Origin of the sequence: Pseudomonas sp. PSB11 (genome assembly GCF_014596605.1) — a bacterium.
In the GTDB taxonomy this organism is placed as follows: Bacteria; Pseudomonadota; Gammaproteobacteria; order Pseudomonadales; family Pseudomonadaceae; genus Aquipseudomonas; species Aquipseudomonas umsongensis.
On sequence record NZ_NOIO01000002.1, the window covers coordinates 149,261 to 173,298 of the forward strand.

The window sequence follows — 24,038 nt, forward strand, 5'->3', positions numbered from 1 at the left end:
AGAGAGTCAGAACCATGTACAAGCTGGAAATAAAGGACCTGCACAAAAGCTACGGCACCCATGAAGTACTCAAGGGCGTGTCCCTGGAGGCGAAAGCCGGTGACGTCATCAGCATCATCGGCTCGAGCGGCTCGGGCAAAAGCACCTTCCTGCGTTGCATCAACCTGCTGGAACAACCCAACGCCGGCGACATCGTGCTCAATGGCGAACAGCTCAAGCTGGTGAGCAACAAGCTCGGCGGGCTCAAGGCTGCCGAACCCAGGCAGCTGCAACGCATGCGTTCGCGGTTATCGATGGTGTTTCAGCACTTCAATCTCTGGTCGCACATGAGTGCCCTCGAAAACGTCATGGAAGCACCGGTGCATGTACTGGGCATCGACAAGAAACAGGCGCGGGAAAAGGCCGAGCACTACCTGGACAAGGTCGGCGTGGCACACCGCATGGACGCCTGGCCGGCGCATATGTCCGGAGGTGAGCAACAGCGCGTGGCGATTGCCCGGGCATTGGCGATGGAACCGGAGGTCATGCTGTTCGACGAGCCCACGTCGGCACTCGACCCCGAACTGGTCGGCGAAGTGTTGAAGGTCATGCAGGACCTGGCGCTGGAAGGCCGGACCATGGTGGTCGTGACCCACGAAATGGGCTTTGCCCGCGAGGTGTCGAACCAGTTGGTATTCCTGCACAAGGGCCAGGTCGAGGAACGTGGCGACCCGCGCGAGGTGCTGGTCAACCCGCAGTCCGAACGCCTCCAGCAGTTCCTGGCTGGCAGCTTGAAATAAGCCTTCGGCGCACACCGACTCTTGGCCCGTCGCTGCACACCGAGGGTCGGCTTCGGAACGCTCCGGCCGGGATGTTGCCCACCCAAAAAGTTCTTCACGGAACCGCCTGAAACAACGAGCTCATCTCCCTCAGGTCAATCCTCCTGCTAATAAAGAAAACCCCGAAAGCAGCATTAAAATATCCAGGAGCCTTTGAAATGTCGTCATGGAGATTTTCAGCGTGATGAATTTGCCAATCGACATACCTGCGGCGAGCGAGAGCCCGATCAGCAGGCCTTTCAATACGACGGTCAGGGGAAGGCCTCCAATCGCTTTGAAAGTGATTGTCTTGCTCAAGTAAATAACAAACGAGGCGGCTGCTTCGGTTGAGAGCAATGGGCCTTTCAATAACCCGTATGCAGAAAAAATTGGAATGGTCAGCGGGCCGGTAGAAAGAACAATACCCGTGAGGTAGCCGATAAAAGCCCCTGTGATTGAGAGCTGCCAAAGCGAAAGAGTGAAATTTCTTGATTTTGCCCAGTGGCGATAGGGAATCATGAGCAGAAAGAATGTCCCGAGGGCTATATCAATCCAGGTTGCTTTCAGGCTCCAGAGTGTGTGTGCACCAAGAGCCGCTGCAGGTACCCCTGTCATCGAATAGGCTAAAAACGCGTTCCAGTGAATATCCTTTCGCCAAAGAATAACTCTTGAAATATTACCGACGATTGCTGCCACCGCCATGATCGGCACTGCCTGCTTGGGGCCGAAACAAAAGGCGAGCGCAGGCAGAAGCATGATCGATGCCCCCGTCCCGATTACACCACTGACGACGCCTGAAATGACCCCGACAAACAAAACGAGTAAGTATTCTGTCATTTGTCTTTCACTGCGGGTGTTGGTTTTCGTGCTGTTTCAACGCCGCTCTAACACACCGAGAACTTCACTAACTTAGTAAGTTAATTTTTTTCTCAGGGTGATTGCGGATTCGATAAACCAAGCCACCGTGCCAGGCTTCGATTAATTTTTGTATGTGGATGACTTGAGAGATCTTTCTTTATATTTTGTAGGAGTTTTCGCCTACTTTGTTGCATGGTCGTAGTGAAGCCTGAGTACTGCAGCAACTTCAGGCGCGAGAGCTTGAAATAAGCCTTCCGCGCACACCGAGGGTCGGCTTCGGATACACTCGCTGGCAGAACCCTGTAGGAGCGAGGCTGCCCGCGAAGCGAACGCCGCGGTGTTTCAGAAACTTCGCGTCATCGTTCTTCGCGGGCAAGCCTCGCTCCTACAGTCTTGTATGCGCCCTAACCCTCAGGACATGTTGAACCGGATATGCCAAGCCCTTCGAAAGACACCACGGTCTATGCCGCGCCAGTGATGCGCAAACTGGCGGAAATCGTTTCCGACCTGCCGCCGTCACTGCGCAAAGTGGCGGACTTTGTCCTGCGTCACCCGCTCAGGGCCGCGACGTTGACCATCGAAGAAATGGCTCAAGAGACATCCACCTCGCCAGCAGCGGTCAATCGACTGGCCAAGGCGCTGAACCTGGGTGGTTACACCGGCATGAAAGCCGAGCTGGTCGCGACGTTGCAGCAGATGGTGTCGCCGGTCGATAAGTTGCGCAACGAACTGGCGCATCGACCGGGTGGTGCATTTGGCCTGCATGAGCAAATCCACAGCGCCAGCAGCAATCTCGCCACGGCGGCGACCAACAACCATGCCGAGACCTTCGAGGCGTTTGTCACTCGTCTGATCGAGGCGCGGAAAATCTACATCCTCGGGTTTGGCAACAGCGTCTACTTCGCCGGTCTCGCCGCCTCGACCCTGATGCCCTTCTGCGCGGACGCAACCGCCATCAGCATGGAGGGCGGCAACGAAAACGCCGCTTACCGGCTGGCTGCCATCACTGATGAGGACGTACTGCTCGCGATCTCCCTGCCGCGCTACTCCCTCGATACGCTGCAACTTGCACGTTTTGCCAACGCGCGCGGCGCCTCGGTATTGGCGATCACCGACTCACCCGCCTCCCCCCTCACCGCCATTGCCGAACACGTGCTGTTTGCCCCGGCTGACCATCCGGTGTTGACCAGTTCCAACATTGCCGTGCTCGCCCTGATCGAAGGACTGGTGGCTGGCGTAATGGCTCGCAACAAGGAAGCCGTCAAGCTGGCGACCGAACTGACCGAAAGCGTGATGTCTTACCTGCACATCCCCACAAGCAACAAATCGCCGAAAAAGTGAGGGTTCCCGGGCGCCCGTTGCAACACTTCGGATCTGCCGCCCGTCCGCCACTGCGCACCTTCCTGTGAGCCGTGCTTCAAATGCCGTACATCCCCTTGCACGGAAGACTCAAACGATGAACACCACCATTGCCGCCCTCATGCTGTCGGGCTTTCTGTCGGCCTCGCCGCTATGGGTCCAAGCCGCCGAGAAAACAACTGAGGATGCAACGATCCCACCTTCAGCGCTTCCCGGACTGAACCAGCCTGAATCCAACGAAGAAAAAGCCGATAAAAAGGGCGAGGAGGCAGCGGGATCAAATGCCGGCTCCGACGCGCACTCCATGAAAAAAGACGCGGAGTCGCAGGATGACGGGGGCACTGAGAGGGGCAGTGAGTCGGGAAGCTGACAACCCCTGCCCCTTTTTTCAAAAGACGCTGGATGTATCAGTCGTCCCGGTCGTCACGATCGCGATAACGACGGTTGTCGCGATCATCGTCGCGACGATCGTATCGATGGTCATACCCTCGGTCATCGTCATCGCGGTCATATCCACGGCGATGATCATGATCGTGGTAGCGACCATACCTTTCTCCATCTTCCCAGTGAGGTCCGCAGCCTCCCAGCAAGAGCAGGCTGGAAAGGGCCAGGGTCATCATTACTGCGCGATTCATTTGAGCATCCTGAAGGTCGGAGGGTGAGAGGGTTCTGGCCAGGGAAAATTCCGCACGGCGTTGAACCCCAAACTATGACCATTCAGTAACTCAATGATTCCGTTGGCAAATACAACTGGCGGGAAGGCGTCGACAGCGGAGCGCGGAGCGTCCCTGGCGGCAAGGCTAAAGCGCGGTGCCCCCTGCAGGAGCGAGCATGCTCCGGGCGGCGTTCCGACGATGGTCGTCAACGATGACGATGGCTATTTGAATGCAATGACGGACAGGCTCAGGGCGTGAGGCGGCCATGACCGGGCTCGAGCTTCACTGCTGTTTTACTGCGTGACCATCGTCTGCGTGAGAGCCAGCCATTGGCTCCTTCTGCGGCACTGTAAAGCTCACTGTCGTACGGGTGAGGATCTTGTGCGTCGGGTCGGCCACTTCAAGCAGAACCTTGTGGGCGCCGGGGGTCAGTCCGACCAGGATGATCGGGTCTTCACTGGTGTGCGCCCACGTACCTTTCCAGTCGTCGACAGTCACGTGAAGGTGGCCCAGTCGTGGAGATACATCGGCAGCCGCCTTACCGAATACCGGCATGATCCTGGCGTGCTCTGTTCGATACTGGATAATGACGACGCCGCGGGCGAGCGGCTCAGGAAGCGGCGGATAAGCAATGAGCCTTGGCGTCGTCTCGGATTCCAATGGCAGGATTGCCGGTGGGTGATCGGTGTCGGCCGCCCCTTGACCGAGCGCTGCCGTGCAAGACAACACACTCCAGGCGATGGCCAACAGATTTGCGGAAGCCATGGTGGATTTCTCCTAAAGACCGACTTTGCGCTTGAGTTCGGCTTCGTTCCAAAGGCCGCTGAGCGGGCCGCCCGGCAACCCTTCATTGGCTCGCGCCAGCGGGAAAATAACCGGTAAAAAACCAGCGTCGCGCACCAACCGGGCACCCATGTCCCGTGCCTCGGCGTCGTCGGCGAACACGGGAATCGCCTTGTCTTTGCCCGACTGGTCTTTCATTGAAGCGTAGCCTATGGCATTGAACGCCCGCACCAGGCGTATTCCGGGCAGATATTGCTGGTCCGCGGAGGCGACTCCCATCTCCAGCGCCTTGCGCCCGACCTCTGCGTCACGGCCGCCGAACGGGTTGCTGGTGCTCAACACTACCTTGCCGTCCAACTTGCCCTGGACCTGTTCGGACAGCTCTGGCATCGCGCCATAGGGAACACTCAACACGATCACATCGCCCCATGTGGCGGCATCGCTCACCGAGCCCGCCTGAGCGTTGGGGCCAGCGCTATTGACCAGATCCGTCAGCTCCTCGGGGTGGCGCGAGGAAAACATGACCGAGTGCCCGGCCTTTACCCAGAGCGTACCCAGCGTACCGCCAACGTTACCGGAGCCGATGACGCCGATCTTCAGGGGATCCGCCATAGCCGGGCTGACGCACATGACCATGCCGGCGAACATCAAAAAGAGAATTCTGGACATACGCTGTGCTCCTGCGTTGGAAAGCAGTCTCCTCTCCACACGGAAAGAGCCTGCAACACCAAGGTGAAGACTAGCTGCTTATTGTTATTGCTGATCCTCGAGAGCGCTCGGTAAAACCCTTAACGATCTGCATCGCAAAAAAAATCCCGGAAACAGACGTCTCCGGGATTTTTTTAGAAGCCTGGCCGCTAGAAAGTCGCTTGCCTGGCAATTTCTGCTCAGTGGGATTTTTTTGGTGCGCCGGCTTTACTCAAACCTTTCGAGTTGTGATCACCCGGCGTCGATTCCGAAATGGCCCTGGCCTTGTCCAAGCCGCGCGTATCTTTGGAGTGTGCGATGCCTGAAGTCGTGGTGCCGTGGCCATTGTCACTATTACGATCACTGCCGTAGTGATTGCCACTGACGCCATGGTCGCGAACGGCCTTGCCAGCATGATCACTGCTCAAACCCTCGCCGTGCCCGTTACTGCCAGCGTGACCCGAACCACTGTGGCCGGCACCGTTACCGCCGCCATTACCACCGCCATGGCCACCGCCGTTTCCGCCGCCATTTCCGCCGCCGTGGCCACCACCACCACCACCACCACCACCACCACCACCACCACCACCACCTTCTTTCGCATAGGCGGCGTTCATGATGGACAGATCAACGGGGAGTAACGGGGCGGCTGCAAGCATCAGGGCGCATGACATTACAGCAACGAGACTCTTGTTTTTTAAAAGCATGATTGCTTCCGTGAGGGTTGATTACGCGTACCTTACGACGCGTAATCCCCCTGACAGTTCAAGTCCCGCGACGGACGGAGGCGCCAGCAGGAATCAATCAAAAGCGCCGTTAAGCACTTCATAGATCAGACCGGTAGCGATCGCCACCAGTATCAAGTCAGTGCCCGCCTGCTGCCATTCATACCCGTCATAATGTGGCAGCCTGCCGGTCAGCCGGCCATCGAGCTTTTTGGCAATCCCCGGCGGAAGCGGTTTACCGCGGGCGAGGTTCTTTTGAATGCCGGGTGGTAACGCAGGTCCAGGGGCCCAGTAGTCCCGATACCCGTCCACAATGCCAAGAATGTTTGCCCGGTTGATGCTTGGGCCATTATCCCAATCACCGCCCCCTGAATGCTTTCCCTTGTTGCCCTGGTTGCCCTGGTTGCCATGCTCCTGGCTGTTTTGCGAATTGCCCTTTGTGTTTCCTTGCCCCTTGCCATTACCAGGATCGGCCAATGCCAGCGTCGAGGCACAAACCAATGCAACACAGGCAATAGCGGCAACAAACGAGCGATATCTGAACATATCCGTTCTCTCAGAAAGGAAGTACCCCTGGAATGTATACGCTTCGCGGCGAAGCCATGCCAAATTTCAAGCAAACGGTTGTGACACGGCCCACAACCCTGGCGCATGCTTAAGCGGTGATCGACCAGCAACAACGCAACACGTTCTGCCGTACCGGAGTACCCCATGACCACAACCATCGAGGTGCCGCGCATCCAGCGCTTTGCTGCAAACACTGCGGGTCGGGATTTCGCGGCAGGTGACATTCACGGGCACTTCAGCCGATTGCAAGCCACGCTGGATGCGGCTGGTTTCGATCCTGTTGTCGACCGGCTGTTCAGCGTCGGAGATTTGATTGATCGTGGACCTGAATGCCGGGACGCACTGGACTGGCTTGCCAAGCCATGGTTTCACCCCGTGCGCGGCAACCATGACGATTTCGTGGTGCACTTCGACACCTGCGACGTCTTCAGCTGGATCTGCAACGGCGGGTCCTGGTTCACCGGTTTATCGCCACCTGAGCAGCAAGCGTTCGCGCTGCAATTCGCCGAACTACCGATTGCTATCGAGATCGAGACGCCAGACGGATTGGTCGGGATTATTCACGCCGATTGCCCAGTGTCGTCATGGGACCAACTTCGCGCCGAACTGCAATTGCCTGAAAGTGACAAGCAGCTGCGAGCCGTACTGCTGCGCTGCATGTGGTCACGAACCCGGATTCAGGCCGGCGATACCCGCGCCGTCCATGGACTTCGCGCCCTGGTGGTCGGGCATACGCCACTCAGGCAGCCTGTGGTGCTGGGCAATGTGTACCACATCGACACCGCGGGCTGGCTGGACGGTTATTTCACACTGCTGGATCTCACCACCTTGCAGTGCATCCCGCCAATCGACCCGGAACCCGGTTTCGACTGGGCCTGACGCGCCGTTCGTCCAAAGCCCGGCACTCGCGATGCGCCGCTGTCTCTCATGTAAAAGCACGGACATCCCGCGCCTCAGAACGGAGAGCCAGCATGGACATTGACGAAAATGCACTGGGCAACATGTCACAGCAGGACGTAACGCGAACAACGGACAACGAAACCGGCCACGATCCCCGCAAAGATCAGCCGCAGGTGCCGCTGCCGCCGAACGATGAAGCGCCTGTCGATGACGATGTGACAGATGTGGCGGTCAATAACTCGGTGTCGAGCGAGCATCCGCAAGCAGGCACAAGCGCTCAGGACGAAAATGACATGGAGGCTCGCGGCTTACCCGCGAGCGACCCTGAATCAGGTGCCTGAATCAGTCAGGTTCATTCCAGTTGCCCGCTCAGTGCGGGCTTTCTTTTTTCTCGAATTTACCCGCCATGATCAGTCGTCTTCTTGATCTATCTGATCCAGATAGTCAAGGTCATCATCCTCTTCGTCTTCATCATCCTCATCGTCAAGAATGCCTTGGGCATCTTGTTCAACCCATGCTTCTTCATCGTGGAATTCATGATCGAGCAGATGGTCGTGCTCGGGTTCTGGAATATCAATCTCATCGCTCATCTACATTTCCTGCATTGGCTGAACTGCGCATAGGGTACTGTAACTGCTGCAGCGCCTGTAACGGCGCGTTCGATGATCGCCAACCATTGCTCACTTGTTTTTGTCAGGATGATTGCGCATTGTCATTCCATCACTTCAGAAATATTGAGCATGTCAAAGAAGCAGCAGACAAACACCCCTCCAGCCACCGCTGCGGATATTGAACGATCTATCCAGGCCCTGAACAAAATGGCTGAACGACTATGGGGAGATGGCCGGGAAACTGAGGCCAAAGCCCTTCTCGATGCCCTGGACGCCTTAAACCGGGCGCTCGACCGAATCAGGATTGGAGAGAGTCGCAAGACGCTCCATTGAGAGAACGCCGGGCTTCACGTGATGGCCACACTCCCGTCACGCCTTCGTAACACTTGGCAAGCACACTGCAGTCAGCCAAAGGGATTTGGCCACATGATTGGAAAGCCCGACCCAGTGTCGGGCTTTTTCTTTTGCGGTGAGATGATCGTTCCCGGCGGCATTCCCACGCAGAGCGTCGGAACGATCAGATCCCGGACAGACCTGCAATCAGGTCGACTGTCAAGCCGCCTCGCTCTGGCTTTTGATTTTCTCCCCCTACTTGCCGGTATTGCCATTGTTCAGTTTCACGTTGTCGCCGCTCACATAGCGGGTTTCAGGGCACCCTCTCACTTGAAACAATATTCATAGAGGCACGTCTCGAACCCATACTTGAGGTCGAACTTACCATCGAGCACGTTGTTTTCCTTCGCGTACTGCTCCCACGCAACCAACATTTCCTTCATTTTTACCGGCTCGGCCTGGGACAGGTCGCGGCTTTCGGTAGGGTCGGCCTTGAGGTTGTACAGCTGCCAGTTGGCGGTGCCGTAAGGTGGGTTGACCAGGGTGATTTTCCAATCGCCCTTGCGCAGCGCCTTGCGGCCGAACAATTCCCAGCCAATCTGACGTTGGGCCATCGCTTGACCTTCCAGCAACGGGCGCATGCTCTTGCCACTGATGGTTTGCACCGGGCGGCCGTGGAATGTTCTGCCCAGTGGCGGTACGCCGGCGAGGTCCAGCAAGGTCGGCATCAGGTCCATCACATGGACCATGTCTTTATTGACGGTGCCTTGCAGGTGGGTCTTTTTCAGCATTTTCGCGCTGATGATCGCCGGCGCACGAATTCCGCCCTCGTTGGTGAAGCCCTTGAACAGTGGGTACGGAGTGGAACTGACTTGGGCCCACTGTGCGCCATAGTCGGCATACGAGCCTTTGTGACCGAGATTCTTCAGGCTGTTATCGAACTCGCTGGCGAACCACTCCTTGTTGCCTGGCAGGTCAAGCGGGCTGTTGCCGTCGGCACCGTTGTCGGAGATAAACACAATGAAGGTGTTATCCAGCTTGCCGGTTTTCTCCAGGTACTGGAGCAGTCGACCGATGTGATAGTCCATGTTGGACACCATCGCCGCATAGATCTCCATGTTGCGCGCCTCACGTTTTCGCTGCTCATCGCTCAACTGGCTCCAGTCTGGAAGCCCCTTGGCCATGGGTGTGTTGGCCGTCGTATCCGCCGCGACGATACCCAGCTGTTTCTGGCGCTCCAGGCGTGCCTGGCGGATCGGTTCATAGCCTGCGTCGTATCGGCCCTTGTATTTATCCAGCCAGTCATCCGGAGCATGCAGCGGCCAATGCGGGGCGGTATAGGACAAGACGGCCATGAACGGCTTGTTGCTGGCTTTGTCGGCTTCGATGTAGTCAATCAGCCGATTGGTGTAGAACTCACTGGAATAGAACCCCTTGGGCACTTCCACCTGTTTGCCGTCTTCGCGATAAATCGCTTTCGGGTCTTTCGCGATGATGGCGTGCTGGTCATCGAAATGACTGGCGCCGCCTTGTACCAGAATGAAGGAGCGGTCAAAACCACGTGCCTTCGGGCTGGTTTCTTCGGTGCGACCCAGGTGCCACTTACCGGTGGTATAAGTGTTGTAGCCCGCGTCCTGAAGCACTTGCCCGACCGTGACCATGCGTTCGTTCAAGTAACCTTCGTAGCCAGGCCTGCCTTGCTGGAACGGCTGAATCAGCTCGCCCATGTTGCCCAGGCCAGCCACGTGGCTGTCGGCACCGGAGAGCATCATCGACCGAGTCGGCGAACAGGTGGGGGCCGTATGGAAGTTGCCCAGGCGCACACCGTCCCGGGCAAGCGAGTCGAGGCTCGGGGTGCTGATTTCACCGCCGAAACTGCCCAGGTCGCTGTAACCCAGGTCATCGGCGACAATTATCAGGAAGTTCGGGCGCTCGTCTGCGGCCATGGCTGCGGGGCTGCAAACGGCAACCATCAGGACAAGCATCAGATGGGTCATCCAGCTCATACGGGCGGTTCCTCAGTTGTTATTATTGGTTGAGCCAGCAGTATGCAGAGGGCCTGACGCGGGCCGCTAACGCGGTTGCGCAAGCGCTTATCCAGCCGCGCCGTTATTTGCCCCGACAGCTAGGGAACCGGTCAGCCGTCGTTCATCATCCCTGCATTGGCGGGGGCACGGGACACCCGCTGTCGAGCCTGTTGTCCATGTACCGCAACAACAGCACCGTTGATACAGCACTCATTAACCAGACGGGGCAACCCGGACAAACAAGAATAAAGGTTACGCTGATGAATACGCCCTCTATCAGCGGCCCGCCTCCTTCAAGGAGCGAGGCCTGCCCTGCCAGGAATATTCCGTTTGCAGCGGAGCCGATACTGCGCTCGCGCAATATCGAAGATGCCGAGGCGCTGCTCAACAACCATCTTGAAGAACGTCGGATCAGCCTCGGAAGACAAGGAACCCTGGACATTGCTTTCACCTTGCAGACCTTGCCGCAGATGAAGTTGTTCGGGGCGCAATGGGGCGGTGAGGTGCGCGTGAGCTCCAGCCCCTTGAACAGCTGGCATGGGATTTTACCCTTGCAAGGCACGATCAGCAGTCGACCCGATGGCCTGCAAGCCAATGGCGGAGAGCTTCTGGTATTCAGTCCTGGGCATGAGGTGGATGTCATCTGGCATGAAGGGGCCAAGGCGATCGTCATTGCCCTGGATGCTGCATTACTGCTCGATCACCTGGAGCGCCACCATCAGACCCACGAGCTGCGTCTCCCAACCCGGACACTGTTGTTCGATAGCAACCATCGCGCCCTGCAGAGCCTTGGCAGCTTGCTGCGCCTGGTGGACAGCGAAACCGGCAACGCCTCGGGGCTGCTGGCAAACCCAACCAGCCAGTCTCATGTGCAGCACCTGTTTTGCGAGAACCTGCTGCAACTGATCCCCAGCTTGCATACGGAGCCACAACGTCGCCTCTTGCCGGGCACCGTGAAACGGGTGGTCGATTTTATTCATGCCCATCTCGACCAGCCACTGGACATCACGCAGCTGGTAGCCATCAGCGGTACCAGCCGACGCAGCCTGGAACAGGCGTTTCGCAATGGCCTGGGCACCAGCCCGCAACGCTATATCCAGAGTTGCCGGCTACAGGCGATTCGCAAAATACTGCTGAGGCACCAACCGGGAGACCTGCAGTTATCAGCGCTGGCGTTTCACTGGGGTTTTGCGCAACCCAGCCACTTCACCGCGGCCTACAAGCAGGCCTTTGGTGAGTTGCCATCGCAGACACTGGCCAGGCCGGCTTGAGGTTTTTCGTCGATTGCGTCCATACGTAGTCATGTCGGCCAGGTCGCTCCAGGCAGAGCGACCGCCACCATGACCTACCAGAATTTCCAGGTATAGGTGGTCATCACTCGGTTTTCATCATAGTCATTGCCATGCTTGAACTGGGCGTTGATGTTCCGCCATTCCATGCCCACATTCTTCAAGGGCCCACTCTGGATCACATACGCCAGAAACAGATCCCGCTCGCTTTCAGCGCTGTCGCTGAGGTCCCCACCGCGATCGATGCCCGTGCCGCGCAGGTAACGGGTGGTCAAGGTCAAGCCGGGCACGCCCATGGCCGCGAAATCATAGTCGTATCGCGCCTGCCAGGAACTCTCGTTGGGTTTGATGAAGGCCACGGCCGACCAGTTCACCAGATAAGGCTGCGGAGCGAAGCCATTCAGGGTCGGGAACGTGCTGTCACCCAACATGCGTTGATAACCCACGCCAACACCATGCCCTCCCTTCTTCAAGGTAATCATGGCGCCATAGGAGTGGTTGTCGATTTCGCCGTACAGGGCCTGACCCGCTTCCTTGTTGTTGAAGTAGCGCAAATCGGTCTTCAGGCGATAGCCGCCACCCAGGTCCGAGTTGAGCGTCAGGCCCAGGTAATGTTGCCGGTAAATGTCCTCCAACTGCCCGTAAAAGTAGCTGGCCGAAAGGTTGGGACCGAAGGCGTAGGTGGCACCGGCAAAGTCCAGTCCGTCGCTGGTGTAGCGCGGCCCGCCTGGTTTGGTGAACAGGTACATCTTTTCCCTGTTGGAGGATTCACGGCTGCTGATCTCGGTGAATCGCCCGCCAGTCAGGGTCAGGTTATCTATCTCGTTGGACTTGACCAGTACACCATGGAAGGTCGTCACCAACTGCCGTGAGTCGTCCTGGAAGGCCACCGGCAACGTCGGCCGATGTTCACCGACTTTCAGCTCGGTCTTCGAAAAGCGAACTTTGCCGGTCAGTGCCGCCCGGCCGTAATCCTTGGCCTGCTCCCGGCTGCTTTGGCTATAGGGCAAGACACTGTCCGGACCACGACCGCCGCCACCGTCAAGGCGATAGGCGTATTGCGCGGCCGCATCGAGACCGAACGCCAGCGGACCCTGGGTGTAACCGGAGGTAAAGCGCAGGTCAAAGCCCTGGCTCCAACTGCCATCGCGCGAGGTTCTCGGGTTATCGCCCTTGAAGTCGCGGTCGACGTAAAAGTTGCGCAATCCCAGGTTCATCTGGCTGTCTTCGACAAAGTCAGCTTGCGCAGCCAACGGCATCATCACGCCAATCAGCCCCATGGCCTTCAGGTTTTTTGCAGCAGAGTAAGCGGACCGCGGCACAGCCGCGTGCATAGGATTCATGGACACCTCTACACATTTTTATTGTTGTTGTAGAGGTTCAGTATCCGCAGTCAGCCCACAGGCCGTTATCGTCTGCGCGTGACGACTAGCTGCGCAGCGCAGGTATTGCAGGTGTTCTACTCGATAGCTTCGTAGGGCAGCCCCACGTAGTTTTCGGCAATGTTGACCAACCCTGCGTGGGAGTTGAAGAAATACTCGCGGTCGGCCTGCTGCATCTTCTGGTCCCACGCGTCCTTGTGCTCGCCGAAGTCGTGCAGCAGGTTGGTCATGAACCAGCTGAAACGCTCTCCCTTCCAGACACGACGCAGTGCCAGCTCGGAGTATTTTTCCAGCAGGTCGGTACGCCCCTCCCGGTACACCTTGACCAGGATGCGATACAGGTAGGACACGTCCGAGGCGGCCAGATTCAAGCCCTTGGCACCGGTTGGCGGCACGATGTGGGCGGCGTCGCCGAGCAGGAACAACTTGCCGTACTGCATCGGCTCGACCACGTAGCTGCGCAGCGGCGCGATGCTTTTCTCCAGCGAAGGGCCGGTCACCAGCTTGTCCGCCACTTCGTGTGGCAGACGTGCCTTGAGTTCACCCCAGAAACGCTCATCGGACCATTCTTCGACCTTGTCGGTTAACGGCACTTGCAGGTAGTAACGGCTGCGGGTCAGCGAGCGTTGACTGCACAACACGAAACCCCGGTCGTGGTGGGCGTAGATCAACTCGTGGTTGACCGGTGGCGTGTCGGACAGCAGTCCCAGCCAGCCGAAGGGATATACGCGCTCGTAGTGGGTAAGCACCTCGGCAGGAATGCTCTTGCGGGCGACCCCGTGGAAGCCGTCGCAACCGGCGATGTAGTCGCAGTCGATTCGGTGGGTTTGGCCATCTTTCTCGTAGGTGACGTAGGGGCTGTCGCCCTTCATGTCGTGGGGCTGCACGTTTTCGACCGAATAGATGATCGGGGCACCCAGGGCGCTACGGGCCTCCATCAGATCGCGCGTGACTTCGGTCTGCCCGTAGACCATGACAGTCTTGCCACCGGTCAATGTCTTGAGGTCGACATGAATACGCTTGCCGGCCACCAGCAACTCGACGCCCTCGTGGACCAGGCCTTCGGCATCCATGCGTTCGGATACACCCGCTTCGCGCAGCAGGTCGACGGTGCCTTGCTCCAGCACCCCGGCACGAATTCGGCTGAGGACATAGTCCGGTGTCTGGCGTTCGACGATGACGTTGTCGATACCGGCGTTATGCAGTAATTGGCCGAGCAGGAGTCCGGAAGGACCAGCACCGATAATAGCAACCTGAGTTTTCATTATTTTAATCTCTGATAGGCGATCACCAACCGCTTGCAAAGGGCGGTCGGATTATTTTTTTTGTTTACCTCCTGCATTTTTACTGATGAAACATGCAATAAAAGGTGATTTTTCGGGATAAAATTGCACTTTTACAAATTTGGTTCGATTATCGAACGACCACACACACTGTGCATTTCCGTCCTCAAGGGTGCCGAACACGATGAAAAACAGTGTCAATAACATCCCGGTGTTCAAGCTGTATGGTGAAAACAAGGCGTGGTCCACCCCGGACTTGCTGCACTGTGAATCCATACCCAAACGCAGCAGCCTGCACCATTGGGAGATCAAGCCGCACCGCCATGCCGACCTGTTCCAGTTGCTCTATGTGCAACGCGGCCAGGCCGTGGTCGAGATCGAGGGCAAGCGCAGTGACGTACTGGAAGCGGCCATCCAGGTGATTCCCCCGCTGACCGTGCATGGTTTTCAGTTCTCGGAAAAAATCGAGGGTTATGTGCTCACCCTCGGCGCGCCACTGGTGGCCAAACTGGAGTCGCAACTGGGCGCGCCGTTGACCGTCCTGGCGTCTTGCGGGTGCTACCCGGTTGGGCGAGATCGTCGTTACATCAACACCCTGTTTGCCGCCCTGCTTGAAGAATACGAAAGCAGCGCACCGGCGCGCGATGTGCTGATGCACTCATTGGTCAGTGTGCTGATGGTCTGGACCAGCCGCCACAGTCAACTCAGCACGCCGCCGAGCAATCGTGGCGAACGCGACCAGCACTTGCTCAGCCGCTTTATCAAGTTGGTAGAGCAGCATTACCGCGAGCATCTGTCGGTGGAGGTGTTCGCCCAGCGCATCGGTGTCTCCAGCGTGCACCTGAACACCCTGTGCCGCGAACTGGCCGGGCAAACCGCGCTGCAGATCATTCACCAGCGCCTGCTGCTGGAAGCCAAGCGTAATCTGACGTACACCAACATGAGCATCAACCAGTTGTCCGACAGCCTGGGCTTCAGTGACCCGACCTATTTTTCACGCTTCTTTCGCCGTCTCGCTGGCCAGACACCGAATACCTTCCGCCACGGCATCGAGCAAAGCGGCGCGTGAACCGTCACGAACTTTGCGCACTCAGTCGAATTTTCTTAACAAGAAGCGTCACAGGTCGCGGCAACCATTAGCAACGACAATCCATCTTATTGATTTAAAAGGAATAATAATAAAATCCAAGCTGGCACAATAGTTGAGTAGGGACAACCTTGCGCAGGCAACAACTGCGGTTCACCACTCATAACAATAAGGTTGTCCTCCCATGCATCACAGACTCCCCCGTTGCACGCCCCTTTCGCTCAGCGCAGCCCTGTTGTTGGCCGGCAGCGCCTCACTGGCCCAGGCTACCGAAGGCGGTGTGTCGTCCTGGCCGCTGGGCATTGAAATCTACGGCATGGGTATCCTGCCGCCGCCTGGCACCTACGGTCAGGTTTTCGTCGGCGACTACCTGGCCGATACCCTTCGCGACAACGCGGGCGACAAGGTGGCTGACATCGACCTGCGCGTCACCACCATTGTGCCTCGGTTCATCTGGGTCACCGAACAGCAGGTCCTGGGTGGCAGCCTGGGTTTCCACGCCTTGCTACCGCTCAATGACATGCGGCTGAACATCAAGAACGGCCCGCACGACCACAAGCGCGGCATCGGCGACGCTCACCTCGGCCCGGTGGTCGGGTTCCACCACAGTGACAAGTTCCACACCGCGGTGGGTATCGACTTCGTTCTGCCCACCGCCAGCGAATATGACAAGAACGACCTGATCAACCTCGGCACCAACTATTACACCGCACAAGCGGTGTATGCCATGACCTACATGGACCCCGAGGGTCTCAACGCCGATGTGCGCCTGATGTACGATTACAACTTCGAAAACCAGGACACCCACTATCAGTCCGGCCGCGAGCTGCACGCCGACTACACCCTTGGCTGGGGTTTGGGCAATGGCTGGGTCCTCGGCGTCGGTGGCCACGCTTACAAGCAGGTGAGCGATGACCAGTGCAGCGCTTCCCACTGCGCCGCCGCCGCCCAGGTCGATGCCGCCGATGGCAACCGCGGCAGCTCCTTCTCCATCGGCCCGGCCGTGCAATACGCCAGCCGGGACGGCTGGTTCCTCAGCGCCAAATGGCAGGATGAATCCGGCGTACGCAACCGTACCGATGGCCAGGCCTATTGGCTGAAGTTCACTGTCCCGCTCTGAGACTGTCGCCCACAAAAATGCCCCGTGAGCATCGAGCCCCGGGGCATTGGGTTCAGCCCGGTACTAGCTTCCCTTGAGGCGATAGCTGACCTGGGCGCGACTCATGCCAAGCATCTGCGCCGCCGCGGTGATGTTGCCACCGGAGCGTTCCATGGCCAGGCGTACCAGGTGCAGTTCGATTTCCGCCAAGGGTGTATTGAGCACCCGTTGGCTTCCGGAAACGAAGGCCTGCAGACCTTCCAATACCGGCTCGCGTAGTGCGTCTGTGGTACCGCCCTCTTCGAGGGGTGACCCTGCCTTGCCGGCCCCCTCATCACGGCGTTCGCCAGCCGACAAGCGCCCCTCTGGCGTCAGGCCGATGGCCATTGCCATCAACGGCGCGCCAATCTCGGCCAGATGCACGATGTCAATGACCTCGCCATCACCGGCGGATATCACGCCACGCTCGATCAGGTTCTGCAGTTCACGAATATTGCCGGGAAACCGGTAAGTCAGCAGTGCGTTGACCAGTCTGGTGCTGAAGCCCGCCAGCCGACGTCCGTGGCGCTGGCTGAAATGACGCAGGAAGTAGCTCATCAGCAGCGGGATATCTTCGCGGCGCTCGCGCAACGGTGGCAGATGAATAGGGAACACATTCAGTCGATAGAACAAGTCTTCACGAAAACGTCCCGCCTCAACCTCGCGACGCAGGTCCAGGTTAGTCGCGGCGATGACCCGTACATCCACCCGGATCGGCGCCGTGCCACCGACGCGCTCGATTTCACCTTCCTGCAAGGCACGCAAAATCTTGCTCTGCGCACTGAAGCTCAACGTCGCTATTTCGTCGAGGAACAGCGTCCCGCCATGGGCCCGTTCGAAACGACCGGGACGCGAACGCTCAGCACCGGTAAAGGCACCACGCTCGACCCCGAACAGTTCGGCCTCCACCAGGTTTTCCGGCAAGGTCGCGCAGTTGAGCGCCACCAGCGGCTTGTGCTGCCTCGAACTGGATTGGTACAGCGAGCGGGCGAACAACTCTTTGCCGACCCCTGATTCTCCGGTCAACAACACCGTCGCCTGGGTCGGCGCGACGCGTTGCAGCAATTGAGTGGCAACCACGAACGCCGCCGAAATGCCCACCAGCGGTTTGCCATCGGCTGGCTCCTCCAGTTCGGCAACGGTGGTTTCGGTGCCCGAGGCGTATGTGCTGCGACTGAGGAAGTCGCTCGGGTCCAGATAGGCCAGGTCGGCATCGATGTCGTCCCACTGATCGGCCGGTTTGCCAACGATACGGCAGGCCGGATGACCCATCGAGCGGCACTCCTGCTCGCGAAAGACGACCAGGCGGCCGAGCAACGACGAGGCGTAACCGCTGGCATAACCGATCTCCATCCAACAGGCCGGTTCGCCGCCCAGGCCATAGGCTGCAATGTGCTCGTCGTCTTCGAGTGAGTTGTGCCAGAGGAACTCGGAATAGAAGTGACCAACGCCCGAGTCGATTTCGAAGCGCACCACCTCGACATTGACCATGCCTTCGAGCATGTGCAGCCGTGGACCGGCGCTGTACAGGCTGGTGTCATCACCGTCCGGCCATTGCTCGCTGACCTGGGCAGCGTCACGCGCGCCGGCTTGCCAGCCGATACGCGTAAGCAGGCCACGTGCCTTGTCGAACCCCAGCGCCTCGATCAGCTCGCGGCGGATGGCCCCGAACGCAGAACCTTGCAGCAGCATCATGCGCTGGCCACACAACCACACGCTGCCATCTTGAGGAGCGAAGGCCACCGTTTCCGCCAACTGCTCAGCGGTGGGAAAGCCGCTGCTGCCGAACTGGCTGGCGCGGTCGACGATCAGGCGCTTCTGCCGGCCAAGCATCTGCTTGAGAAAATCCTCACCGGCAGAGCGACCAGTCTTGGTGTGCGTAGTACGAGTCATGGGCAGTCAACAAGAGGCAGGTAGGTAACCTGTGAGTATGCCCAGCCCTCCAGCGGGGTCAATCCGCTAGCGATCGACTCCACGACTCCTTGTCGTCCGTCTGCTCGATAACCGCACAGTTTCTGGTGACGCCCACTTAGGCGTCGAGCTTTCAACAGCGTGCGATTTTCTCTGCATAAATTTGCGCACAACGGCCTTCCAGTCGGCGCCAGAGGCAGGATTCAGCGCGACCACAATACAACTTAACCCATTGTTTATTAAAGAAAATCACCCAACAAACAGACATGGCACGATAAATGTTAACAGGCACCTCTGCACATAAATAAAAAAAGAGGTGACCTCGTCATGACCACTACCCCTTTCGTTCGCCCTGCCTACCACAACCTTGAATTGCAGCCACTCGCCGGACAATGGCGCGCCGGCAGCGCCGGTCGAACGTTGGACGTGTTCGACCCTTTCACTCAGACACGCTTGCTGCAGATCACCCAGGCCAATCGCGAAGACCTCGATGCCGCCTACCGCAAGGCGCGCGTCACTCAGCTCGATTGGGCCACCAAAGGGCCGGCCGAACGGGGCCAGGTGCTGCTCAACGCGGTGAAAATCTTCGACGAGCGTCGTGAAGAAATCATCGACTGGATCATCCGCGAGTCCGGCAGTACGCGCATCAAGGCGCAGATCGAATGGGGCGCCGCGCGCGCCATCACCCTGGAGTCAGCCAGCCTGCCCAGCCGCGTGCATGGGCGCATTCTTGCCTCCAACATCCCCGGCAAGGAAAGCCGCGTCTACCGAACTCCCCTGGGTGTGATCGGTGTGATCAGCCCGTGGAATTTCCCCTTGCACCTGACCGCACGTTCCCTCGCACCGGCCCTGGCGCTGGGCAACGCCGTAGTGGTCAAGCCGGCCAGCGACACCCCCGTCACCGGCGGCCTGTTGCTGGCGCGCATCTTCGAGGAAGCCGGCTTGCCATCTGGCGTGCTCAGTGTCGTCGTCGGCTCCGGCGCGGAAATCGGCGACGCCTTTGTCGAGCACCCAGTCCCGGCGTTCATCTCCTTCACCGGCTCGACCCAGGTCGGCCGCAACATCGGCCGCATCGCCAGCGGCGGTGAGCATCTGAAACACGTTGCCCTGGAACTGGGTGGAAACAGTCCGTTCGTGGTCCTGGCCGATGCCGACGTCGAACAGGCCGTCAGTGCCGCCGTGGTGGGCAAATTCCTCCACCAGGGGCAAATCTGCATGGCGATCAACCGCATCATCGTCGAACAGCCGCTGCTGGAAACCTTCACCCGGCGATTCGTCGAGCGAGTCAAGGCGCTGCCCTACGGCGACCCGAACAAAGCTGAAACGGTGATAGGCCCGGTGATCAACAGCAAGCAACTGGCGGGCCTGCAAGAGAAGATCGCCACGGCCCAAGCCGAAGGCGCCACGCTGCTGGTCGGCGGTGAAGCCGACGGCAACGTCCTGCCGCCGCACGTGTTCGGCAACGTCACCGCCGACATGGACATCGCCCATGAAGAAATCTTTGGCCCTCTGGTCGGCATTCAGTCTGCCCGGGACGCCGAGCATGCCCTGGAACTGGCCAACAGCAGCGAATACGGACTCTCCAGCGCCGTATTCACCTCCAGCCTGGAGCGCGGCGTGCAGTTCGCCCGACGCATCCACGCCGGTATGACCCACGTCAACGACATCCCGGTCAATGACGAACCCAATGCGCCGTTCGGCGGTGAGAAGAACTCCGGTCTCGGTCGCTTCAACGGCGACTGGGCGATCGACGAGTTCACCACTGACCACTGGATCACCTTGCAACATGCGCCAAGGGCGTATCCGTTCTGAGCTGCATGAAGCCTCCCATGAACCCACCTGCCAATAAGAAAATGGAGTACGAAATGTCTTCACTCCTCAACAGCTCAGCTGTGAAACGGACCCTGTCTGCCTGCCTTGCCCTGCCCTTGATCGTGCTGGCTGGTCACGCCGCCGCCGATGGCGACGGCGTCTGGAAAGGCGGGGAAAACGTCTATGCCAAGGTGTGCGGCCACTGCCACGAAAAACAGGTCGGCCCGCAAATCACCGGCCGCCAGCTGCCAGCGCAGTACATCACCGCCATTGTGCGCAATGGATTTCGTGCCATGCCGGCCTTCCCTGCCTCGTTCATCGACGATAACTCGCTGCAACAGGTCGCCGAGTACATTTCCAAAACGCCTGCCCCGGCGGCCAAGCCTTGAGGAGCCTGCCATGAACGTCGAACGTCGCACGGTACTGAAGGGCTTGGCATTGAGCAGCCTGGCCGGCATGGCCGTGACCAGCTCCGGCCTGAGCATGGCCGGCAGTGTTCTGGGCGCTCAAGCCCAGCCTGTCTTGCCGACCCTGGTCCTTGTCAACAATGAGGTGGCCGAGTCGGTCTTCCTCCAGGGCATCAACGCCAGCCAGGGGGGCAAGCACGTCAAGGTCCAGCGTACCGACCTCAGCCTGGACTTCATCCTGGGCTTTGAAAAACGCCTGCGTAGCGGCCAACCGCAACGCATCATCGGCCTGGTCGACGATGCCAGTGCCGCACTGATTGTCGACCTGGCGCGCAGCGCTGGCGCGCGCGTGCAGTGGCTCGGCCAGCACCGCGCCACGCCCCACGCTTCACAGCACCGTCTGCTCAGCGCCGAAGCCGCCAGCGGCTGCGCCCCCCAACTGGGCCTGAGCCTGAACGCCTGTGGCAGCGGCTTCAGCCTGACCGAACAGCGTATGCACAGCCTGCAAGCGCCGTTGCAAGCGTCTGCCACCGCCCGCAACAGAGACAGCTCAGACCAATGGGCCGCCACGCTGGGCTACACCCTTGCAGCACTTGGCACCACCAGCGACCGGCAGGCACCACTGATTGCCCGCCGCCCCGTGCCGCTTACCGGCAATTTCGTTTCGTTTTCGATCGAGGCTTGAAGGAGCTAATCCAATGACTGAGCAAAACAACAAGACCCTGCTCCCGCGCGGCGTCGACAGCGCAAACTTCGAGCAAGCCATCGCCAAGTTCCGCAAACTGCTGGGCGATGACAACGTCCTGGTCAAAGACGATCAACTGATCCCCTACGCCAAGATCATGATGGCCGTGGACAATGCCGGGCACACGCCGTCTGCCGCCGTCACCGCCACCACCGTCGAACAGGTGCAGGGCGTGGTGAAGATCTGCAACGAACACAAGATCCCGGTGTGGACTATCTCCACAGGTCGCAACTTCGGTTACGGCTCGGCAGCACCAGGCCAGCGCGGACAGATCATTCTCGACCTGAAGAAGATGAACAAAATCCTCCACGTCGACCCTGAACTGTGTACCGCCCTGGTCGAGCCGGGCGTGACCTATCAGCAGCTCTACGACTACATCCAGGAACACAACCTGCCCTTGATGCTGTCGTTCTCCGCGCCGTCGGCCATCGCCGGCCCCTTGGGCAACACCATGGATCGCGGCGTGGGTTACACACCCTACGGCGAACACTTCCTGATGCAGTGCGGCATGGAGGTTGTGCTGGCCAACGGCGATGTGTACCGCACCGGCATGGGCGGCGTAAAAGGCGACAATGCCTGGCAGGTATTCAAGTGGGGCTATGGCCCGACCCTGGATGGCATGTTCACCCAGGCCAACTACGGTATCTGCACGAAGATGGGCTTCTGGCTGATGCCAAAACCTCCGGTTTTCAAACCGTTCGAGATCAAGTTCGAGAACGAATCGGACATCGCCGAGATCGTCGAATTCATCCGCCCGTTGCGCATCGCCCAGGTCATTCCCAATTCGGTAGTGATCGCTGGCGTACTCTGGGAAGCCTCCACCTGCAACACCCGCCGCTCCGACTACACCAGCGAGCCGGGCGCGACCCCCGACGCGATCCTCAAGCAAATCCAGAAAGACAAGAACCTCGGCGCCTGGAACGTCTACGCCGCGCTGTATGGCACCAAGGAGCAGGTCGACGTCAACTGGAACATCGTCACCGGCGCCCTCAAGCAACTGGGCAAAGGCCGGATCGTCACCCAGGAAGAAGCGGGTGATACCCAGCCGTTCAAGTACCGCGCCCAATTGATGTCCGGCGTGCCTAACCTGCAGGAATTCGGCCTGTACAACTGGCGTGGCGGTGGCGGCTCGATGTGGTTCGCACCGGTGAGCCAGGCCCGGGGCAGCGAGTGCGACAAACAGCAGGCCCTGGCCAAGAAGACCCTCAACAAACACGGCCTGGACTACGTCGGCGAGTTCATCGTCGGCTGGCGCGACATGCACCACGTCATCGACGTTTTATATGACCGCACCAACCCCGAAGAGACCCAGCGCGCGAACGCCTGCTTCGCCGAGTTGCTGGATGTGTTCGAGAAGGAAGGCTACGCCGTCTACCGCGTCAATACCGCCTTCCAGGATCGAGTCGCGCAGAGCTACGGCCCGGTCAAACGCAAGCTTGAACATGCCATCAAGCGTGCGCTGGACCCGAACAACATCCTGGCGCCGGGCAAGTCGGGCATCGACCTCGCCAACTCATTCTGATTGCGCTTGCGGCTCCGCCAGGTCTGTCCTGGCGGGGCCTTTTATTGACAGGGAACACAATGACCTACACACAATTTCTGGTGGCCGGCGCGCTGGCGCTGGCCGCCCCTCTGACACTGGCCCAAGGCGACGTCGCTCAGGGCCAAGCCCTGTTCAAGACTCAGTGCGGCTTCTGCCACAGCCCCGAAGCGGGCAAGAACCTGATGGGGCCGAGCCTGCACGGCGTATTCGATCGCACCAGCGCCCAGGCCCCAGCCTTTACCTATTCCGCCGCCCTGCAAGGCGCCAGCCTGAAGTGGGATGACGTTAATCTGGACAAGTGGCTGACCAGTCCTGCCAGCCTGGTGCCGGGCAATGTGATGATGTTTGCCGGCCAGGCCGATAGCCAGAGTCGTCAGGATCTGATTGCCTATTTGAAGAGTTTGAGGTGAATAGATTGCGGGCCCGATAGGACGTTCCCCCCTCAACAGGAACGGTGCGAATTCTGGTGAGGTCAAAACGGCCACTATTCAAAAGGAACAGATTTATTTCCCCCTCCCTTGGCGAGGGGGAAAGGAGACATCGCAACTGCGGGGGCCAACAACTGCCCCTGACTCACCCTCACCTGTTACGTTCGTTCGCCGCAATCAACTCATGCTCCGCAGCCTCGGCACGCGAAATCGCTGGCACCGGGTCTGACCGAAGCCGGGTCTTCAAGTATTGCTGGGTACGCTCGGTGTCAAATGTTTGCTTTGCTGCCGCCATTTCCTCAAGCAACTGCCGATTGACTGAGTAGTAGCCGCAGTTCGGACATTTAAATTCATCAAAACTGCCTACGGGAAAGGCTTTCTCGGCACTCTCGCGACATACGACACAGACCGTGATGCTCATAGCTGCTCCTTCTGGATTACCTATCAACTGTAGCTGATCTACTCCCACCCTCCACCGCCCGGAGATGCCCGGCAATTCCGCCTTGCTTAATGTCATTGCTTCGGCAAGTAATGACAGACGTGGCGATCTGGATGACCTAAGCCCGAACATTTTAGATAACTGCGAGCACTCCACGAAACGCTTCAGCCTCTGTGTCATCGAGACTGGAAGATGTACTGCCCTCATGCTCCAACAGGTATTGCAGATCGAGGCAAACACCCCCGGCATCCGAGATGAGCTAGATTATTGA

At 58.9% G+C, this 24,038-nt stretch carries 26 protein-coding genes; 14 read left to right on the forward strand and 12 right to left on the reverse strand.

The genetic code is table 11. The features are described from left to right. The first annotated feature begins 14 nt into the window (after nt 1-14). A complete protein-coding gene (locus CGA21_RS03670) occupies nt 15-779 on the forward strand; it encodes an ABC transporter ATP-binding protein (RefSeq protein WP_110753784.1) in 765 nt (254 codons plus the stop codon). A gap of 129 nt (nt 780-908) precedes the next feature. Here CGA21_RS03670 and CGA21_RS03675 read toward each other — a convergent pair whose 3' ends face one another. Next, nucleotides 909-1,634 carry a sulfite exporter TauE/SafE family protein gene (locus CGA21_RS03675; protein ID WP_188263558.1) on the reverse strand — a complete coding sequence of 242 codons (726 nt, stop codon included), beginning with the start codon at nt 1,632-1,634 and terminating at the stop codon, nt 909-911. A gap of 453 nt (nt 1,635-2,087) precedes the next feature. Between CGA21_RS03675 and CGA21_RS03680 the strand changes: the two genes are divergently transcribed. Both CGA21_RS03680 and CGA21_RS03685 read left to right on the forward strand, forming a co-directional pair. Continuing rightward, nucleotides 2,088-2,996, forward strand: coding sequence for a MurR/RpiR family transcriptional regulator (locus tag CGA21_RS03680; RefSeq protein WP_110753788.1), 909 nt, complete (start codon nt 2,088-2,090; stop codon nt 2,994-2,996). A gap of 115 nt (nt 2,997-3,111) precedes the next feature. After that, nucleotides 3,112-3,384 carry a hypothetical protein gene (locus tag CGA21_RS03685; RefSeq protein ID WP_110753790.1) on the forward strand — a complete coding sequence of 91 codons (273 nt, stop codon included), beginning with the start codon at nt 3,112-3,114 and terminating at the stop codon, nt 3,382-3,384. Between the two features lie 37 nt (nt 3,385-3,421). On the opposite strand, the gene CGA21_RS29815 is transcribed toward CGA21_RS03685, so the two are convergent. The 5 genes from CGA21_RS29815 to CGA21_RS03710 all read right to left on the reverse strand — a co-directional run bounded on the left by CGA21_RS29815 (nt 3,422) and on the right by CGA21_RS03710 (nt 6,411). Beyond that, nucleotides 3,422-3,649, reverse strand: coding sequence for a hypothetical protein (locus CGA21_RS29815; protein ID WP_110753792.1), 228 nt, complete (start codon nt 3,647-3,649; stop codon nt 3,422-3,424). A gap of 303 nt (nt 3,650-3,952) precedes the next feature. Then, nucleotides 3,953-4,435 (reverse strand): DUF6130 family protein, encoded by a 483-nt coding sequence (locus CGA21_RS03695; RefSeq protein ID WP_110753794.1) that lies wholly within the window; start codon nt 4,433-4,435, stop codon nt 3,953-3,955. A gap of 12 nt (nt 4,436-4,447) precedes the next feature. Then, complete coding sequence (locus tag CGA21_RS03700) at nt 4,448-5,122, reverse strand: NADPH-dependent F420 reductase (RefSeq protein ID WP_110753796.1); 675 nt, start codon at nt 5,120-5,122, stop codon at nt 4,448-4,450. Between the two features lie 218 nt (nt 5,123-5,340). Then, entirely contained in the window at nt 5,341-5,847 is a 507-nt protein-coding gene (locus CGA21_RS29820; RefSeq protein WP_223193984.1) for a hypothetical protein, read from the reverse strand. A 93-nt stretch (nt 5,848-5,940) separates the two neighbouring features. After that, nucleotides 5,941-6,411 (reverse strand): anti-virulence regulator CigR family protein, encoded by a 471-nt coding sequence (locus tag CGA21_RS03710; RefSeq protein ID WP_188263561.1) that lies wholly within the window; start codon nt 6,409-6,411, stop codon nt 5,941-5,943. A 165-nt stretch (nt 6,412-6,576) separates the two neighbouring features. On the opposite strand from CGA21_RS03710, the gene CGA21_RS03715 reads away from it, so the two are divergent. Together CGA21_RS03715 and CGA21_RS03720 are read left to right on the forward strand one after the other, a co-directional pair. Beyond that, complete coding sequence (locus tag CGA21_RS03715; protein ID WP_188263562.1) at nt 6,577-7,311, forward strand: metallophosphoesterase; 735 nt, start codon at nt 6,577-6,579, stop codon at nt 7,309-7,311. 92 nt (nt 7,312-7,403) lie between these two features. Continuing rightward, nucleotides 7,404-7,673: a hypothetical protein gene (locus CGA21_RS03720; RefSeq protein WP_188263563.1), complete on the forward strand. Its 270-nt coding sequence runs from the start codon at nt 7,404-7,406 to the stop codon at nt 7,671-7,673. Nucleotides 7,674-7,742: 69 nt separating this feature from the next. Here CGA21_RS03720 and CGA21_RS03725 read toward each other — a convergent pair whose 3' ends face one another. Continuing rightward, on the reverse strand, nt 7,743-7,922 hold the full coding sequence (locus tag CGA21_RS03725; RefSeq protein ID WP_179053635.1) for a hypothetical protein: 180 nt from the start codon (nt 7,920-7,922) through the stop codon (nt 7,743-7,745). A gap of 150 nt (nt 7,923-8,072) precedes the next feature. Between CGA21_RS03725 and CGA21_RS03730 the strand changes: the two genes are divergently transcribed. After that, a complete protein-coding gene (locus CGA21_RS03730) occupies nt 8,073-8,276 on the forward strand; it encodes a hypothetical protein (RefSeq protein WP_188263682.1) in 204 nt (67 codons plus the stop codon). 326 nt (nt 8,277-8,602) lie between these two features. Here CGA21_RS03730 and CGA21_RS03735 read toward each other — a convergent pair whose 3' ends face one another. Further along, on the reverse strand, nt 8,603-10,282 hold the full coding sequence (locus tag CGA21_RS03735) for an arylsulfatase (protein WP_188263564.1): 1,680 nt from the start codon (nt 10,280-10,282) through the stop codon (nt 8,603-8,605). A gap of 281 nt (nt 10,283-10,563) precedes the next feature. On the opposite strand from CGA21_RS03735, the gene CGA21_RS03740 reads away from it, so the two are divergent. Further along, the gene (locus CGA21_RS03740) at nt 10,564-11,574 is read left to right on the forward strand and encodes a helix-turn-helix transcriptional regulator (protein ID WP_223193985.1); all 1,011 of its coding nucleotides are present in this window, start codon (nt 10,564-10,566) and stop codon (nt 11,572-11,574) included. A gap of 74 nt (nt 11,575-11,648) precedes the next feature. On the opposite strand, the gene CGA21_RS03745 is transcribed toward CGA21_RS03740, so the two are convergent. Together CGA21_RS03745 and pobA are read right to left on the reverse strand one after the other, a co-directional pair. Next, nucleotides 11,649-12,926 carry an OprD family porin gene (locus CGA21_RS03745; protein WP_110753812.1) on the reverse strand — a complete coding sequence of 426 codons (1,278 nt, stop codon included), beginning with the start codon at nt 12,924-12,926 and terminating at the stop codon, nt 11,649-11,651. Between the two features lie 125 nt (nt 12,927-13,051). Continuing rightward, nucleotides 13,052-14,239, reverse strand: a complete 1,188-nt coding sequence (pobA, locus tag CGA21_RS03750) for a 4-hydroxybenzoate 3-monooxygenase (protein ID WP_110753814.1) — start codon at nt 14,237-14,239, stop codon at nt 13,052-13,054. Nucleotides 14,240-14,441: 202 nt separating this feature from the next. On the opposite strand from pobA, the gene CGA21_RS03755 reads away from it, so the two are divergent. Continuing rightward, complete coding sequence (locus CGA21_RS03755; RefSeq protein WP_110753816.1) at nt 14,442-15,326, forward strand: helix-turn-helix domain-containing protein; 885 nt, start codon at nt 14,442-14,444, stop codon at nt 15,324-15,326. Between the two features lie 202 nt (nt 15,327-15,528). Then, nucleotides 15,529-16,464, forward strand: coding sequence for a transporter (locus tag CGA21_RS03760; RefSeq protein WP_110753818.1), 936 nt, complete (start codon nt 15,529-15,531; stop codon nt 16,462-16,464). Nucleotides 16,465-16,527: 63 nt separating this feature from the next. On the opposite strand, the gene CGA21_RS03765 is transcribed toward CGA21_RS03760, so the two are convergent. After that, the gene (locus CGA21_RS03765) at nt 16,528-18,375 is read right to left on the reverse strand and encodes a sigma-54-dependent Fis family transcriptional regulator (RefSeq protein WP_110753820.1); all 1,848 of its coding nucleotides are present in this window, start codon (nt 18,373-18,375) and stop codon (nt 16,528-16,530) included. 345 nt (nt 18,376-18,720) lie between these two features. Here CGA21_RS03765 and pchA point away from each other — a divergent pair, with 345 nt between their 5' ends. Genes pchA through CGA21_RS03790 form a run of 5 tightly spaced genes read left to right on the forward strand, consistent with a single transcriptional unit; the run spans nt 18,721 to nt 23,310 of the window. After that, nucleotides 18,721-20,205: a 4-hydroxybenzaldehyde dehydrogenase gene (pchA, locus tag CGA21_RS03770; protein ID WP_110753822.1), complete on the forward strand. Its 1,485-nt coding sequence runs from the start codon at nt 18,721-18,723 to the stop codon at nt 20,203-20,205. 53 nt (nt 20,206-20,258) lie between these two features. Continuing rightward, on the forward strand, nt 20,259-20,594 hold the full coding sequence (locus CGA21_RS03775; RefSeq protein ID WP_110753944.1) for a c-type cytochrome: 336 nt from the start codon (nt 20,259-20,261) through the stop codon (nt 20,592-20,594). Between the two features lie 10 nt (nt 20,595-20,604). After that, nucleotides 20,605-21,297, forward strand: a complete 693-nt coding sequence (locus tag CGA21_RS03780) for a hypothetical protein (protein ID WP_188263565.1) — start codon at nt 20,605-20,607, stop codon at nt 21,295-21,297. Between the two features lie 13 nt (nt 21,298-21,310). Continuing rightward, on the forward strand, nt 21,311-22,879 hold the full coding sequence (locus CGA21_RS03785) for an FAD-binding oxidoreductase (protein ID WP_110753826.1): 1,569 nt from the start codon (nt 21,311-21,313) through the stop codon (nt 22,877-22,879). Nucleotides 22,880-22,938: 59 nt separating this feature from the next. Then, nucleotides 22,939-23,310, forward strand: a complete 372-nt coding sequence (locus CGA21_RS03790; RefSeq protein WP_188263566.1) for a c-type cytochrome — start codon at nt 22,939-22,941, stop codon at nt 23,308-23,310. Nucleotides 23,311-23,479: 169 nt separating this feature from the next. On the opposite strand, the gene CGA21_RS03795 is transcribed toward CGA21_RS03790, so the two are convergent. Further along, nucleotides 23,480-23,749 (reverse strand): hypothetical protein, encoded by a 270-nt coding sequence (locus CGA21_RS03795; RefSeq protein ID WP_188263567.1) that lies wholly within the window; start codon nt 23,747-23,749, stop codon nt 23,480-23,482. Nucleotides 23,750-24,038 lie beyond the last annotated feature (289 nt).